Origin of the sequence: Streptomyces griseus subsp. griseus (genome assembly GCF_000720255.1) — a bacterium.
Classification (GTDB): Bacteria; Actinomycetota; Actinomycetes; order Streptomycetales; family Streptomycetaceae; genus Streptomyces; species Streptomyces griseus_I.
Genome location: NZ_JOJE01000056.1, coordinates 23,568 through 38,277 on the forward strand (window position 1 = coordinate 23,568; position 14,710 = coordinate 38,277).

12 protein-coding genes and 2 pseudogenes are annotated in these 14,710 nt (G+C 70.4%); 3 read left to right on the forward strand and 11 right to left on the reverse strand.

The genetic code is table 11. The features are described 5' to 3' along the window. Positions 1 to 131: 131 nt before the first annotated feature. From glgC to IG99_RS39725, 3 genes are read right to left on the reverse strand one after another with little or no spacing between them, the layout of a single operon-like run. On the reverse strand, positions 132 to 1,352 hold the full coding sequence (gene glgC, locus IG99_RS39715) for a glucose-1-phosphate adenylyltransferase (RefSeq protein WP_037683160.1): 1,221 nt from the start codon (positions 1,350 to 1,352) through the stop codon (positions 132 to 134). A 50-nt stretch (positions 1,353 to 1,402) separates the two neighbouring features. After that, positions 1,403 to 2,554, reverse strand: coding sequence for a glycogen synthase (gene glgA / locus IG99_RS39720; protein ID WP_037683162.1), 1,152 nt, complete (start codon positions 2,552 to 2,554; stop codon positions 1,403 to 1,405). A 40-nt stretch (positions 2,555 to 2,594) separates the two neighbouring features. Continuing rightward, complete coding sequence (locus tag IG99_RS39725; RefSeq protein WP_037683164.1) at positions 2,595 to 3,332, reverse strand: (2Fe-2S)-binding protein; 738 nt, start codon at positions 3,330 to 3,332, stop codon at positions 2,595 to 2,597. 227 nt (positions 3,333 to 3,559) lie between these two features. Here IG99_RS39725 and IG99_RS39730 point away from each other — a divergent pair, with 227 nt between their 5' ends. Next, positions 3,560 to 4,678 carry a DMT family transporter gene (locus IG99_RS39730; RefSeq protein ID WP_037683167.1) on the forward strand — a complete coding sequence of 373 codons (1,119 nt, stop codon included), beginning with the start codon at positions 3,560 to 3,562 and terminating at the stop codon, positions 4,676 to 4,678. On the opposite strand, the gene IG99_RS39735 is transcribed toward IG99_RS39730, so the two are convergent. Next, on the reverse strand, positions 4,668 to 5,822 hold the full coding sequence (locus IG99_RS39735; RefSeq protein ID WP_037683169.1) for a transglycosylase family protein: 1,155 nt from the start codon (positions 5,820 to 5,822) through the stop codon (positions 4,668 to 4,670). The two genes, IG99_RS39730 and IG99_RS39735, sit on opposite strands and share 11 nt — an antisense overlap. 316 nt (positions 5,823 to 6,138) lie before the next feature. Here IG99_RS39735 and gndA point away from each other — a divergent pair, with 316 nt between their 5' ends. Beyond that, a complete protein-coding gene (gene gndA / locus IG99_RS39740; protein ID WP_037683171.1) occupies positions 6,139 to 7,578 on the forward strand; it encodes an NADP-dependent phosphogluconate dehydrogenase in 1,440 nt (479 codons plus the stop codon). 545 nt (positions 7,579 to 8,123) lie between these two features. Here the strand turns inward: gndA and IG99_RS39745 are convergent. The 7 genes and pseudogenes from IG99_RS39745 to IG99_RS46825 all read right to left on the reverse strand — a co-directional run bounded on the left by IG99_RS39745 (position 8,124) and on the right by IG99_RS46825 (position 13,348). Further along, a complete protein-coding gene (locus tag IG99_RS39745; RefSeq protein ID WP_037683173.1) occupies positions 8,124 to 8,789 on the reverse strand; it encodes an aspartate/glutamate racemase family protein in 666 nt (221 codons plus the stop codon). Between the two features lie 20 nt (positions 8,790 to 8,809). Further along, the gene (locus tag IG99_RS39750) at positions 8,810 to 9,157 is read right to left on the reverse strand and encodes a GNAT family N-acetyltransferase (protein WP_037683174.1); all 348 of its coding nucleotides are present in this window, start codon (positions 9,155 to 9,157) and stop codon (positions 8,810 to 8,812) included. A gap of 20 nt (positions 9,158 to 9,177) precedes the next feature. Beyond that, positions 9,178 to 9,597 carry an aspartate 1-decarboxylase gene (gene panD, locus IG99_RS39755; RefSeq protein ID WP_037683175.1) on the reverse strand — a complete coding sequence of 140 codons (420 nt, stop codon included), beginning with the start codon at positions 9,595 to 9,597 and terminating at the stop codon, positions 9,178 to 9,180. A gap of 736 nt (positions 9,598 to 10,333) precedes the next feature. Continuing rightward, positions 10,334 to 10,858, reverse strand: coding sequence for a peptidylprolyl isomerase (locus IG99_RS39760; RefSeq protein WP_234312115.1), 525 nt, complete (start codon positions 10,856 to 10,858; stop codon positions 10,334 to 10,336). A gap of 773 nt (positions 10,859 to 11,631) precedes the next feature. Further along, positions 11,632 to 12,273 carry a superoxide dismutase gene (locus tag IG99_RS39765; protein WP_037683179.1) on the reverse strand — a complete coding sequence of 214 codons (642 nt, stop codon included), beginning with the start codon at positions 12,271 to 12,273 and terminating at the stop codon, positions 11,632 to 11,634. Positions 12,274 to 12,944: 671 nt separating this feature from the next. Next, a pseudogene (locus IG99_RS48310) lies at positions 12,945 to 13,064 on the reverse strand (precorrin-4 C(11)-methyltransferase); the annotation flags it as partial. Next, positions 13,061 to 13,348: a hypothetical protein gene (locus IG99_RS46825; RefSeq protein ID WP_394298077.1), complete on the reverse strand. Its 288-nt coding sequence runs from the start codon at positions 13,346 to 13,348 to the stop codon at positions 13,061 to 13,063. The pseudogene IG99_RS48310 and the gene IG99_RS46825, both read right to left, overlap by 4 nt. Before the next feature lie 304 nt (positions 13,349 to 13,652). Between IG99_RS46825 and IG99_RS39775 the strand changes: the two are divergent. After that, positions 13,653 to 14,006, forward strand: a pseudogene (locus tag IG99_RS39775) (hypothetical protein); the annotation flags it as partial. Positions 14,007 to 14,710 lie beyond the last annotated feature (704 nt).

The window sequence follows — 14,710 nt, forward strand, 5'->3', positions numbered from 1 at the left end:
ATCGATTACGGTCAAGCACGATCAAGCTACACACAGTTAACATCCGATTAAGTAACAGATCTCGGCAGCCCCGGAGTCCCGCAGGCCACAGACGTTGCATCGTGTCGTGGCGGAAAACGATCGGTAGGGCGTTACGACACGCGCTGGCCCTTGCCGAGCGCGATCACCCCGCCCTGGGAGACGGAGTACAGCTCCGCGTCCCGCTCCGGATTCACGCCGATCGTGGCGCCCGGCGGCACCTCGACGTTCTTGTCCAGCACGGCCCCGCGGACCACCGCCCCCCGCCCGATGTGCACGTTGTCGTGGAGGATCGAGCCCTGCACCACCGCACCCGGGTCGACGAGGACCCCTGGCGAGAGCACCGACCTCGTGACCTGCCCGCGAATCAGGCAACCCGCACTGATGATCGACTCGCTGGCCATGCCGCCGGCATTGAAACGGGCGGGCGAGAGCTGGTTGGAGTGCGTGTAGATCGGCCAGCTGCGGTTGTAGAGGTTGAAGGCGGGCCGCTCGGCGATGAGGTCCATGTGGGCGTCGTAGTACGCGTCGAGGGTGCCGACGTCACGCCAGTAGCCCCGGTCCCCATTGGTCTCGCCCGGCACGTGATTGGCGCTGAAGTCGTACAACTGTGCCTCACCCCGTTGGGTGAGCTGGGGCAGGATCGAGCCACCCATGTCGTGCACCGAGTTCTCGTCCTCGGCGTCCCGCTGGAGCGCCTCGATGAGAGCCTTGGTGGTGAAGATGTAATTGCCCATCGAGGCGAAGACGCTCTCGGGGTCGTCGGGCAGCCCGGGCGGGTCGGCCGGCTTCTCCAGGAACTGGTCGACGCTCTGGCCGTCCGAGCCCGGGGTGATCACCCCGAAGGACGACGACTCGCCGCGCGGCACCCGGATGCCGGCCACCGTGACGCCCGCGCCGGCCTCGATGTGCTGTTCGAGCATCTGCCGGGGGTCCATGCGGTAGACGTGGTCCGCGCCGAACACCGCCACGTACTCGGGCCGTTCGTCGTAGATCAGGTTCAGCGACTGCAGGATCGCGTCGGCGCTGCCCAGGTACCAGCGCGGGCCGAGCCGCTGCTGGGCCGGGACCGGGGTGACGTAGTTGCCGAGCAGGCTGGACATCCGCCAGGTCGTCGTGATGTGCCGGTCCAGCGAGTGCGACTTGTACTGCGTGAGCACGCAGATGCGCAGGATGTCGGCGTTCACGAGGTTCGAGAGCACGAAATCGACCAGGCGATACGTTCCGCCGAATGTGACCGCTGGTTTCGCGCGGTCCGCGGTCAGGGGCATCAGGCGTTTGCCCTCACCGCCCGCGAGTACGATGCCGAGCACCGAAGGTCCTCCACGACGCATGGCCGCTCCCCTCACCCAGGTTGACCCATGCCTGCCCCGTGTGACACGGGCTACGCCTGTTTGACGATCTCCTCGTACAACCCGACCGTACGCCTGGCCACCGCGTCCCAGCCGAACTCTCGCACGGCGCGTTCCCGCCCGGCCTCACCCATCCGGCGGGCCTTGTCCGGATCGCCGAGGACCGCGTCCAGCGCCTCGGTCAGACCGGACTCGAAGTCCTCGTCCGCGGAGACGAGCACCCCGGTCACTCCGTCCTCGACGACCTCCGGAATGCCTCCGACACGGGAGGCGACAACGGGCGTGCCGCAGGCCATCGCCTCCAGGTTGACGATGCCGAGGGGCTCGTACACCGAAGGGCAGACGAACACCGCCGCGTGCGTCAGGAGTTGGATCACTTCCGCGCGCGGCAGCATCCGCGGGATCCAGTACACGCCGTCGCGGACCCGGCTGAGCTCCTCGAAGAGGTCGCGGAACTCGCGGTCTATCTCCGGCGTGTCCGGGGCGCCCGCGCAGAGCACGACCTGCGCCGCCGGATCGACGTCCCGCACCGCGCGCAACAGATGCGGGACGCCCTTCTGGCGGGTGATCCGGCCGACGAACAGCACGTACGGGCGGTTCGGGTCGAGGCCGACCCGGGTGAGGGCGTCGGTGTCGTGGTCGGGCCGGTAGAGCGTGGTGTCGATGCCGTTGTGCACGACGTGGACGCGGCCCGGGTCCAGCGCCGGGTAGCAGGCGAGGATGTCCTCCCGCATGGCGCCGGAGACGGCGACCACCGCGTCGGCGGCCTCGATCGCGGTGCGTTCGGCCCAGCCGGACAGCTCGTACCCGCCGCCGAGTTGCTCGGCCTTCCAGGGGCGCAGCGGCTCCAGCGAGTGCGCGGTCATCACGTGCGGGATGCCGTACAGGAGTTTCGCGAAGTGGCCGGCCAGATTGGCATACCACGTGTGGGAGTGCACCAGTTCGCGGCCCTCGACGGCGGCGGCGACGGAGAGGTCCACGGAGAAGGTGCGCAGCGCGTCGTTGGCACCGTCGAGGGCGGACCAGGGGCGATGACGTACGACACCCTCCGTGCGGCCCTCGCCCCAGCAGTGCACGTCGAGGTCGACGAGGGATCTCAATTCCCTTGCCAGAAACTCCACATGGACGCCCGCGCCGCCGTAGACATCCGGGGGGTACTCCCGGGTCAGCAGTCCCACTCGCACCCACAACCCCCAGTTCTCAGCGGCCGGTTCCCTTTCATGGTCACCCAGATGCGCCGCGCGGGGAAGAGCGCGGGGCCCTTGTGAAGCAACAGTCACCACACACGCCACCGCCGGGCACACGGTAGTAGAGGCAGCAGCTGCGCCGCCGGAAGGCCGTGCCGGCCAGGGTGCCGGTGCGGGCGAGGAGGGGGTGGCCGAGGATCTCGGCGGCGAGGCCGCGGGCCCGGGCGGCGGTGTCGGGGCGGCCGTGGGCGCGGGCCCAGCGGTCCAGTTCCCGGGCGGCGCCCGCGAGCGCGGACCCCGCGTTGCCCCACAGCAGCCCCTCGGCGAGACGGTGGCGGGCGCGCAGGGCGGCGGCCAATGGCCGCAGATGACCGACGAGCACGACGTCCGCCACGGTCGCCGCGTCCCCGGGCAGAGGCCGTACGTCGGTCAGCCACAGGTCGTCGGGGGCGGACGCGCCGGCGTCCCAGCGCAGCAGACGGGCATCGAGGTCGGGTGTCCGGCCGTAGAGGACGGCACAGCCGAGCGCCGCCGACCACAGGCGGGCCGCGAGGGCCTGGTGGGCGACGGACGCCGCGACCCGCGCTTCGGGAGCCCGCAAGCCGTCCGCCACTCTGCGGACGCGGAACGTCAGTGGATCGTCGAACGGATCGGGGGCCGGGGCCGTATAGGTCTGTGCGAGCGTCGGCAGCGGCGCCTGCTGGTCTCCTGCCTCGCGCAGGACGAAGAACGCGCCGAGCGGGCGGAGAGCGGAGAGGCCGGGGTCGAGGTCCACGAAGGCAAGTAGTACCAAGAGCTGTAGGACCGGAGGTCCATGGGCTCAGGGTTGTGTCACCCCCCTGAGGGAGGACGGTGGACCCCTCGTACTCCATCGGCAGTATGAGCCATTGCGTGCTCAGGGACGACGACGGGAACAGCTCGGCACGGCATCGTGTTGTGCATGGAAGCAGACCGTTCGCCGCGCCGGGCCCAGCGCCCCGGCCCCCCGCAGAGGAGCTACCGGTGAGTGCCCTCGCGTTGTCCGTGGTCCTGTCGTTCGTCTCAGCCGTCGCATACGCGGGCGGGGCGATCGTGCAGGAGCAGGTCGCGGTCTCCTCCCCCGGTGAGCAGTACGCGCCACTGCGCCGGCCGGGCTGGTGGGCGGCGGTCGCGCTGAACGGCCTCGGCGGACTCCTGCACGTGGTGGCGCTCGCCTACGGCCCCCTCAGCCTGGTGCAGCCGCTGGGCGCGCTGACGATCGTCTTCGCGCTGCCCATGGCGGCGCTGTTCGTCGGCCGCAGGGCCGGGGCGGCCGCCTGGCGGGGCGCCATCATGGCAACGGTGGGTCTGGCGGGTCTGCTGTCCCTGGTCGGCGCGTCCGATGCGCAGTCGCTGAGCACCCCGCAGCGGGTGGCCCTGGCGCTGTTCACGGGTGGCGCGGTCGTCACACTGATGATCGCGGGCCGGGCGGCCCACCGGCACCCGGCGGTGCGCAGCATGCTGCTCGCCACGGCCTCCGGCATAGCCTTCGGCATGTCCTCGGTGTTCACCAAGACCGTCGCGGTCGACTGGACCGACGGCGTCTCGGCCGCGGACGTGCCCTCCCTCGCCGTGATCGGTGTGCTCGCCACGGCCGGCATGCTGCTGTCGCAGGCCTCCTACCGCGGCGCCGGCCTCGCCGCTCCGCTGGCCACGCTGACGGTGGTGAACCCGGTCGTGGCGGCCGCGGTCGGCATCACGATGTTCGGCGAGACGTTCCGCTACGGCACCACCGGCACCGTGCTCGCCCTGAGCTGCGGTGTGGTGGCGGCGGGCGGCCTGATCCTGCTGACCACCGAGCGCCTCACCCACACGCCGGCGAAGTCGGGGGAGACGGTGCCCGGGGAGGTGCTGGTGCCGGCCCCGGTCCCGGAACCCGTCCAGGTCCCGGAACCCGTCCCGGCCGTGGACCCCCTCCCGGCCGTGGACCCCCTCCCGGTCCTGGAGAGCCGTATCCCGTGCCCCGCGGCGGTGCCGGACCGCTCGTACGACGAACCGGACCCGGCCGCCTTGGAACCGGTGCCCTTCTACGGCAGCATCTACGGCGGTCCGTACGTTCCGGTGCGCGTCCTCGACCGGCACCGCACCCGTATCAGATCGTGACGCCGCCGGCCCTCAGGTAGGCCAACGGGTCGACGTCCGAACCGAAACCGGGCCCCGTCCGCACCTCGAAGTGCAGATGCGGGCCCGTGCTGTTGCCCGTGGAGCCGGAGCGGCCGAGGCGCTGGCCGGTTCCCACCGACTGGCCGTCCCGTACGGAGATCGCCGAGAGGTGGGCGTACTGGGTGTAGCGGCCGTCGACGTGCCGTACGACCACCTGGTAGCCGAAGGAGCCGGCCCAGCCCGCGCTGACGACCTGGCCCGACGCGACCGACTTCACGGTCGTGCCGGTGGGCACGGGGAAGTCGACACCCGTGTGGTAGCCCTTCGACCAGGAGGAGCCCGTCGCGTGGTACGGCGTACCGGTCGAGGCGCTCACGGGGGCGACCCGGGAGTGGCCGCTCGCCTTGTGCGAGCCCTGCGACGAGGAGGACGAATGAGAGGAAGAGGAACTCTTCTTCTCGCGGGCACCCGTGCCACTGCGGCTCGTCGTGCCGGATCCCTCGCCGCGCAGCTTCAGCCGCTGCCCCGGCAGGATCAGGTTCGGGTCGGCTCCTATGGCCGTGCGGTTGGCCGCGTACAGCCGCCGCCAGCCGCCCCGGACGTCCTGTTCGTCGGCGATGCCGGAAAGGGTGTCGCCGTGGACGACCGTGTACATCTCGGCGGTGCCCGCCCGTGACTGGGGCGTGCTCTGCGGCTGTACGTCCTTCAGGGAGCTCTTCTCGGTCCGGGCCGAGGTGCCGTTCGGGTGGACGTCCGGGGTGTCGCCGCCCCGGGCGAGTCCGGCCCGTCCGGAGCACGCCGGCCAGGCGCCGGGCCCCTGCCCCTTGAGCACCTTCTCCGCGACGGCGATCTGCTGGTCCTTGGTGGCCAGGTCCGCCCGTCGCGCGTACGCCTTGCCGCCGTAGGCTTCCCAGGTGGACTGCGTGAACTGGAGGCCGCCGTAGTAGCCGTTGCCGGTGTTGATGTCCCAGTTGTTGGTCGACTCGCAGGCGGCGACCTTGTCCCAGGTCTCCACGTCGGCCGCCTGGGCGGCTCCGGCGCCGATGAGCGGTATCGCGATACCGGCGCCGCCCGCCGTTACGGTGAGTGACGCTCGGTTGATTCTGTTGGGCTGATACCGGCGGTGCCGGCCGCGTACGGCCATGTACGTCCCCCTCGACATGCGCAGGAGCGCCAAAAGTAAGGGCCTCCAACAAGCCATGACAAGACGATAAATCGGCCGTGACGCCGCCCAAGTGACCGGGAACGGAATCCCGTTGCACAACGGATGAGGCAGGCGGGGTCTTCCGTGCGTATTGGCTTGGGCAACCGTACGCAATGTCGAACACCCCGGGGCGTGCGGTCGGTGCACCGGCACGTAAGGATGGCCTGAAAGGCATACTGCCGAGCACGACCGGCATGACGATGTCCAAGATGCTTGGAATGTTCGGAATGTTCAGGATGTTTAGGAGCCAAACCGTATGAGCACTTCAGCCCAGATCGGCGTCACGGGTCTGGCGGTCATGGGCCGCAACCTCGCCCGCAACTTCGCCCGCAACGGCTACACGGTCGCGGTGCACAACCGCACGCCCGCGCGTACGCGATCCCTGGTCGAGGAGTTCGGCAGCGAGGGGGACTTCATCGCGGCCGAGACCGCCAAGGAGTTCGTGGCGGCGCTGGAGCGGCCCCGCCGTCTCGTCATCATGGTGAAGGCCGGTGACCCGACCGACGCGGTGATCCGGGAGTTCGCCCCGCTCCTCGAGCCCGGCGACATGATCATCGACGGCGGCAACGCCCACTTCGCCGACACCCGGCGCCGTGAGCGCGAGCTGCGCGAACAGGGCATCCACTTCGTCGGCATGGGCGTCTCGGGCGGCGAGGAGGGCGCGCTCAACGGGCCGAGCATCATGCCGGGCGGCCCGAAGGAGTCGTACGACTCGCTCGGCCCGATGCTGGAGAAGATCTCGGCGAAGGCGGCGGACGGGGCGCCCTGTGTGACGCACGTCGGCCCGGACGGCGCCGGGCACTTCGTGAAGATGGTCCACAACGGCATCGAGTACGCCGACATGCAGCTCATCGGTGAGGCGTACCAGCTGCTGCGCGACGTCGCCGGGTACACCCCCGCGCAGATCGCGGAGATCTTCCGCACCTGGAACACCGGCCGGCTCGACTCCTACCTGATCGAGATCACGGCCGAGGTCCTCTCCCACGTGGACGCGGCGACCGGCAAGCCGTTCGTGGACGTGGTGGTGGACCAGGCGGAGCAGAAGGGCACCGGCCGCTGGACGGTCCAGATCGCCCTCGACCTGGGTGTCCCGGTGTCCGGCATCGCCGAGGCGGTCTTCGCCCGCTCCCTCTCCGGCCACGCGGCGCTGCGCGAGGCCTCGCGGGGGCTGGCCGGCCCGAAGGCGTCGCCGCTGAGCGAGGCGGAGGCGGGTGCCTTCGCCGACCGGGTGGAGCAGGCGCTGTACGCGTCGAAGATCGTGTCGTACACGCAGGGCTTCCACGAGATCGCGGCGGCCCGCGAGGAGTACGACTGGGACATCGACCTGGGCGCCGTCTCCGCGATCTGGCGTGGCGGCTGCATCATCCGCGCCGCCTTCCTGGACCGCATCCGCGCGGCGTACGACACCCGGGCCGACCTGCCGAGCCTGCTGTCCGACGAGACGTTCGCGCGGGAGATCGCCGACGCGCAGGACGACTGGCGCGAGGTACTCATCGCGGCGACCCGCCAGGGCGTGCCGACCCCCGGCTTCGCCGCGGCACTCGCCTACTACGACGCTCTGCGTGCGGAGCGGTTGCCTGCGGCGCTGACGCAGGGGCAGCGGGACTACTTCGGGGCGCACACGTACCGGCGGACCGACCGGGAGGGGTCGTTCCACACGTTGTGGGGTGGGGACCGGTCGGAGGTGTCCGAGTAACGCCACTCAGTGGGGTGGTCCCGGCGCGGGGCGAGTGCGGGGGGCCGTGGGCTGGTCGCGCGGTTCCCCGCGCCCCACGGGGTTGCGGTGGGCGTCGCGCAGTTCCCCGCGCCCCACGGGGTTGCGGTGGGCGGCGGATTTCTCGTCGCCCACCGCTTTCGTCTCACTCGTCGGTCATGTGAGCGGTGGGCCGGGCTCCGGGTTCGGAACCGGCTCAGGGCCCGGTGGGATGGGGGACGGGGAGGGGCCCGGGGCCGGGTCGGGACCCGGGGGCGGGGTGGGGTTGGGGCCCGGTCCTGGTGGGGTCGGGTTGGGAGGCGGACCCGGTGGAGTGGGGTCCGGGGGCGGGCCTGGCGGAGCCGGGTCCGGGGATGGGCCTGGCGGGGTTGGGTCCGGGGGCGGGCCTGGCGGGGTCGGGCCCGGGGTCGGTCCGGGCTGTACGGGGTCCGGGTACGGGTCGGTCATGATGTCCTCCGGCAGTGGGTCTGCGTCCGCTCTGTCCGCTCTGGACTACTCCCCCGCGTACCCGACGCCCGTGCGGCCAGTCACCCGTGGGCGTCAACGCGTCGGCCCGGGTGGGCCTGCCGGCGCGCGGCGGCGGCGCCGGCCACGAGGCCCGGGCGCGGGCTGGACAGCACCGGGACGGTGGTCGTGGTGCGGCGCTGGGCCGGGGTCATGGAGACCTGGGCGAGGACGATCGCGTCGGCGTCGGTGACCGCGTCGGCGGCGGCCGCCACCAGACGCGCGTGCCCCTCGGTGTCACCGGCCGCGAAACGGTCCCAGGCGCCGTCGACGAGGAGCGTGCGGACGGTGACGGGGCGGTCGGCCCGGTGGGCCTCTTCCTCGATCAGTGTCCGGGTCGGGGCGAAGGTGCTCTCCAAGGTGGCGAGGACGACGAGGCGTGAGCCCGCGGCCACCGCGGCGGCCGCCATCGGGCGGTCGACGCGCAGGACGGGCACTCCGGCGTCGTACGCCTCCGCGACGGCGCCGATGCTCGAACAGGTGCACAGCACCGCCCGGGCGCCCTCGGCGGCCAACCGGTCCAGGGCGGCCCCTACGTCGTCGGTCACCGCGTCCGGCCCGTCCCGTCGGGCGCGAGCCAGCAGCTCCTCGTCGACCTCGTGCCGCAGTCGGAGGTCCGGGTGGTCCTCCTCGCGGAGGGCGTCGAAGACGGGGATGTGGGCGGGTGACGTGTGCAGCAGGGCGAGCATCTGTGGGGCCGGCCTTCCGCTCAGAACCGTCCGGGGTGCGCGACGAGCCAGTCCTTCGCGGCCTGGAGCAGCCGTGGGTCGGCGGCCGGGGCCTCCTCGGGGTGACGCTCGGCCCACTTCACGACGTACGGGCAGAGGGGGGCCACGGGGACCCCCTCCCGTGCGGCGACCGCGTACAGCTCACGCGCCAGCGAGCCCGCGATGCCCTTGCCCTCGTGCGCGGGCTCCACGATGGTGTGCACGGGGACGAGGGCTCGCTCCGGGGCGTCGAGCACGAAGTACTCGATGCGGCCGACGACTTCACCGCCGTCCGCGAGGGCCTCCAGGCGACCCGCCGCCCGGTCGTCGCGGATCCGGACCTCGCTCATGAGCACTCCTCGTCGAACGGTCAGGCGCCCACGGCCTGCGGGCTGCGCTCCTGGTCCGAGCCCGGCACCGGCTCCGACGGGTCGGCCCCCAGGGCCACGATCCGGTTGTCGCGGTCCACGTGCACCACCCGCGGCTTCAGCGCCCGCGCCTCGGCGTCGGTCACCTGAGCGTAACTGATGATGATCACCAGATCTCCGGGATGGACGAGATGGGCCGCCGCCCCGTTGATCCCGATCACCCCCGAGCCGCGCTCCCCCTCGATGACGTACGTCTCCAGCCGGGCCCCGTTGGTGATGTCCACGATGTGCACGAGCTCACCCGGGAGCAGATCGGCCGCCTCCAACAACTCGGCGTCGATGGTCACCGATCCCACGTAGTGCAGGTCGGCCTGGGTGACGGTTGCGCGGTGGATCTTGGACTTGAACATGGTGCGCAGCATGTTGGACTCCTAGAGGACGGCTCCCCGCCAGCTTTTTGCAGGTCAGGGGCGCCCATACTGTACATGGGCACGCCTTTGGCTCGAAGACCTTAGGGAAAATCGTGCGGTGCTGTGACCAGGCTTCCCGCCTGCGCATTTCTGCGCCACCCAGGCTGCCGCGAAGCCACCGACCAGGCGCACGCGCGAGGAACCGTACGAGACTGATGCTGGGTGGATGCTGACTTACCTGACGTTTCCTCAGGCATGTCGAGGACCGGTGGCATCTGGCCCGCTGGGAAGGCGAGTACGAGCCTCTTAGGGAGCGGGACGATGGACCCGTTGACCGCGGACGACAGGCCCTTGCCCGCCGTGGATCTGTACCTGCGGTTCGACCAGCCGACGAGCGTACTGGCAGCCGCGTGCGGACGGACACTCGGCAAGTGAGCCGTGGAGCCAATCCGGGAGGTTGCCCGTCTTTGGCATGAGTGAGCCGGGGAGGAGACATGCGCCGCGTGGGTGGGGAGCAGCGGGTGAGGCTGCGGTTGGGCCGCCAGAGGCCAGCCAAGGTGAGCAGCGGTAAAGGACGGATGCAGCAGCCGGAAAGGCAGCCCCGCCAGTGGCGCGACCTCACCGTACTCGCGAGCCTCTTGGCCGTCCTGCTCACCGTTCTGGGGAGTACCAGGCGTGGACCCTCAAGGAGTCGCTGTCATGCACGACCAGTCACGTAGTCGGACCGCGCTGACCGCGCCACCGTTCGTCAGAGGCGGCAGGACGGCCAAACGCTGCGCAGCTCGGTCCGCAACACGGGCGTGCCGTCGACAGGCGCCGGGTCTTGCGCGGTTGGCTCGATGCCGCCGGCTGCGATCTTGTCGAGCGTCTCCAGACCGGTGGCGCCGACCGTGCCGAACACCGTGTAGTTCGGTCGCAGCGCGGAGTCGCCGTAGACGACGAAGAACTGCGAACCGTTCGTGTCCGGCCCGGCGTTGGCCATCGCCAGCAGACCGCGCCCATAGAGGCGACGGACGCCGGTCGGGTCGCTCGGCGCCGGCGGCAGGTCCACCGGCAGCTCGTCCTTGTACTTGTACCCCGGCCCACCCTCGCCGGTGCCGGTCGGATCGCCACACTGCAGGACCTTCAGCGTCGGATACGCCGTCAGCCGATGGCACACCGTGTGGTCGTAGAAGCGGTGCTGCGCCAGGTGCACGAAGCTCTGAACCGTGCACGGCGCCTTCGCCCGGTCCAGGCGCAGCGGGAGTGGGCCCTGGCTGGTCGGGACAGCCATGTCGACGACGCCGTGGCTGGGGGTGTGTCGTGGGTCGGGCGGCAGGGGAACCGGACGAGCCGGCGGCTCGTCCGGGGTCCGGGTGTACTGGCAGGGGCCATGCGTGGTTCGCGGCGGGGCGTCGGAAGCGGAGGCCGTGCTGCCCCCGTACGTGACCAACGCTAATGCCGCCAATGCGGTCATGAGTGCTCGGTTCATCCTGCACACCCTCCCGAAGATCGCCAGTTTTCGAAGCGGTCGCAGTCTAGGGCCGGGCTTGGAGGGCTGGAACGTGCTCTCCAAGCCACATCCGTCTCAGCGGCTTTCGGCCCGCGGCCGGAGGCCGCTTCATTCGGATGTGGCGCATCGTCGCCGGCCGATCAGGGCGTCCACCCGGTTCTCGTCTTCATCCCCGTGGTGGCGATCGCCACCACGACAAGAACTACCTGCACCGAACTGACGAGACACCACTGAGCCGCTGCTCGACGCCGAGGGCGGCCTCAGCGCGACGCCGTACGACTGCCACGTCTGCCACAGCCCTACGCACCCCGACGCGCCGGTTGCCAGACCCCACGACCCAGACGCCCGCTCTCAGCCTGAGCACCGACAAGGTCGGCGCCCACGAGCTTCCGGCCGCGCCCGCCCGCCCCGGTCGGACGACCCCCGCTCCGGGACAGAAACCGAAGGGCTCCCGCGAGTCACGTCCTCGCGGGAGCCCTTCGTATCACCGCCTGCAAGTGAAGGTTGAGAAGACGATCACGAGCAAGGACGTATGTGCGGACCCTGTCACGGCGTCACGGCGCAAGCAGCAGGCTGTCGCCGCGCTCCTTGGCGGCGGTGTAACGCCGGGCAACGTCCTGCCAGTTGACGACAGCCCACATGGCGTCGATGAAGTCGACCTTCTGGTTTTTGTACTGGAGGTAGAAGGCGTGCTCCCAGGCGTCGAACACGAGGATCGGGGTGGATCCCTGGCCGACGTTGCCCTGGTGGTCGTAGACCTGCTCGACGATCAGCCGGCCGCTCAGAGGCTCATATGCCAGCACGCCCCAGCCCGAACCCTGCGTAGTCGCGGCGGCCTTGGTGAGCTGGGCCTTGAAGCCCGCGAAGGAGCCGAAGGACTCGGCGATCGCGTCCGCGAGCTCGCCCACGCCGTCCTTCTCCAGCGGCTCGCCGCCGCCGTCGCCGGTCATGTTGTGCCAGTAGATGGAGTGCAGGATGTGCCCGGAGAGGTGGAAGGCGAGGTTTTTCTCCAGGCCGTTGATCGAGCCCCACTGCTCCTTCTCCCGGGCCTCCGCCAGCTGCTCCAGTGTGTCGTTCGCGCCCTTGACGTAGGCCGCGTGGTGCTTGTCGTGGTGCAGCTCGATGATCTGCGGATTGATGACCGGTTCGAGCGCCGCGTAGTCGTAGGGAAGCTCCGGGAGCGTGTAAACCGCCATGTCCAACGTCCTCCGACATAATTGCGACTGATGTGCAGTTGCACGCTAGCAGCAGGAGAGGACAATCGCCGATCAGGCATAGGTCCTAGGACCGCGGTCGCGTCGCAGACGCAGGGGGCGTTCTCACCGGTGCAACAGACCCGCGATCCATCGCACTACGGCATCACGGGAGAGCCTCACCATCACACGGTGTGCCAGCAGTGTGGTCATCGAGGAGCTTGCCAGCCGGCAACTGACGGAAGCGGTGGGCAAGGTCGAGGAACTGCGGGGCTGCAGCCCGACGCCTCGCTATGACCGCTTCTCTACGGCCGGTGCGCCAACCGCGGAAGCTGATCGAGGGGCGGGCGCGAGGCGACGTCGTGGAACGAACGCTGTCAGGCGGAACGACGCCCCGCACCCGGCATGCCGGCAGGTTCCATGGGATGCGACCAGCCCGACACTCATTGCCATCTACGCGCTATTGCAAGTTATTCGCAATAGCGCTTGGCTGCGTCATGCCTCGCCCCCAGGCCCCGCAAGGAGGTGCTGACCTCCTGCCGGGCACGCTGCCCGGAGCTGACCGCCCGGCTCGCGTCGACTGACGCGGGCGTGGTGATGAAGCTGGGCCACACCTTCACCAAGGTGCGCCGGGCGCTGGAGAGTTCGGGGCGGCGGTGGTGGTCGTATCGGGCGGCGAGCAGCTCACGCGGTACCAGGCTGCCCGCGAACAGGCAGACCTGGCAGGTGGCAAGCGTACGCGCGCCGCACCCCCTGATCAGGTCGTCGGCGCCCGCGCCGAAACAGACGGTCATCTGTCCGCTCCTGGAGGGAGGTTGGCGGTTGCCCGGGCGGCTTTGCGCGCCGCGCACTGTGCGGCCGGCAGCGCCTGCCGCCAACCGGTGCAGCCGCGCACGGGCACGGCGCGCGCCACGGCGAGCTTTACCGGATCGCCTCCATGGCGCCGGTAGGCATCGGCGAGCAGCGCCTCCGACTCCAGCCTCACGGTGTTGACGACGAGGCGCCCACCGAAAGGCAGCGCCTCCCACCAGGCGCCAAGGAGGCCAAGGGGGGTGAAACGCCCGCCGATGAACACCACGTCCGGCGGCTGGGCCGGTCCCGACGATGGTCACGGCGGCGGGCGGGATGGGCTAACAGGGGACGCTGCTCGGCGCCTGGGCGTTCGGGGCCACCAACGGATGCGCACGTTTACGGCGGTGCCTGCACACCTCGGAAGGGGTACACATCAGCGCCAAGTTATCGCACAACAGTTGCAATAACTTTTAGGGGTGCAGGAAGGGCGGGTAATGGGTCCTCCGATCGTTCTAGGCATCGAGTCGCCCTGTGACGAGACCGGCGCCGGGCTGGTCCGAGACGGGTGGCTGCCGGGGCATGCGGTGGCGGCGGTCTGCGCCGAGTACGGCGTGGGGGCCCTGGTCGTGGTGAGCGAGGGCGCCGCGAACTCCCGGGTGCAGTCCCTGGCCGAGGAACGCTGCCAGGCCGCCGGCATCGAGCTTCGCGTGCCGCCGCTCAGGCTGTCCACGGACAACGGCGCGGTGATCCCCGCCGTCGGCGACCTCCTCGTCCGCGCCGGAGCCGAACCGGCCCTCTTGGACATCTCCATCGACTCGTCGGCGCCATTGGAACACGCGGCTCTGCCCCCGGTTGCGGCCTCGGCACCCCCGCGAACTTCCGGCAGCACTTCCGCCGCACCACAGGGACCACACCGAGCGAGTACCGCCAGGCTTTCGCCGTGATCTGACCCCTGCCCCACCGACGTCATGTAGGCCAATCGACAGACGTATCCAGCTGAGCGGGCCCTACGGTCAACCACGTGAGGGGATGCCCACGCCCGTGGCAGGACGTCGGAGGCGGCCGTCGGCCGGCTGGGGGAGGTCGGTGAACACCCTCAACCGACGGGCCTCGGAACACTCCCGAAACGCGGTCCCGTCAAGGGGCGGGCTTCGCCATGCTGCGGCGGTGTTGTCGAGATGCAGTCCCCGACCGCCCACGCAGGTCACAGCCCGCAGTCGGGAGCCGAACTACCGTTCTCGCTGAACCCGTTCATAGACCAGCAGCTACTGAAGGGGCCCGCACTGGTCTGGGGTGCGAGGGTTCGCGGATATGGCCGAGAGGTTGAAGGGGTGGGCTGCGGCGCACCGGATGATGCGGGTGCCTACGCGCTCGGCCTCCTGGACACGACGTGTCGGAGCAGAACCCCTGTGCGGGCGCCGAGTGGATCACGCTCGCGACCGTACTGCCCGGGCCGCGGAGGCCCACCGTCCGAGAAGGACTCAGGCAGACCCGCTTGAGCGGCTCCTGGACCACCCATGCGCAGCCAACCGTGCAGGAGGACGGCTGCCCCGACGCCGATGGATATGGCGAGGGGCATACCGTCGTCGCCTTCCGTGCTCTCCGCCGACGGCTTGACATCCCGGTCACCGGCCCGTCAAAGGCGCGG

Coding starts and splice junctions, on each gene's coding strand:
- glgC (WP_037683160.1), bottom strand. CDS start 1,352: ATGCGTCGTGGAGGACCTTCGGTGCTCGGCATCGTACTCGCGGGCGGT.
- IG99_RS39735 (WP_037683169.1), bottom strand. CDS start 5,822: ATGGCCGTACGCGGCCGGCACCGCCGGTATCAGCCCAACAGAATCAAC.
- gndA (WP_037683171.1), top strand. CDS start 6,139: ATGAGCACTTCAGCCCAGATCGGCGTCACGGGTCTGGCGGTCATGGGC.
- IG99_RS39745 (WP_037683173.1), bottom strand. CDS start 8,789: ATGCTCGCCCTGCTGCACACGTCACCCGCCCACATCCCCGTCTTCGAC.
- IG99_RS39750 (WP_037683174.1), bottom strand. CDS start 9,157: ATGAGCGAGGTCCGGATCCGCGACGACCGGGCGGCGGGTCGCCTGGAG.
- panD (WP_037683175.1), bottom strand. CDS start 9,597: ATGCTGCGCACCATGTTCAAGTCCAAGATCCACCGCGCAACCGTCACC.
- IG99_RS39760 (WP_234312115.1), bottom strand. CDS start 10,858: ATGGCTGTCCCGACCAGCCAGGGCCCACTCCCGCTGCGCCTGGACCGG.
- IG99_RS39765 (WP_037683179.1), bottom strand. CDS start 12,273: ATGGCGGTTTACACGCTCCCGGAGCTTCCCTACGACTACGCGGCGCTC.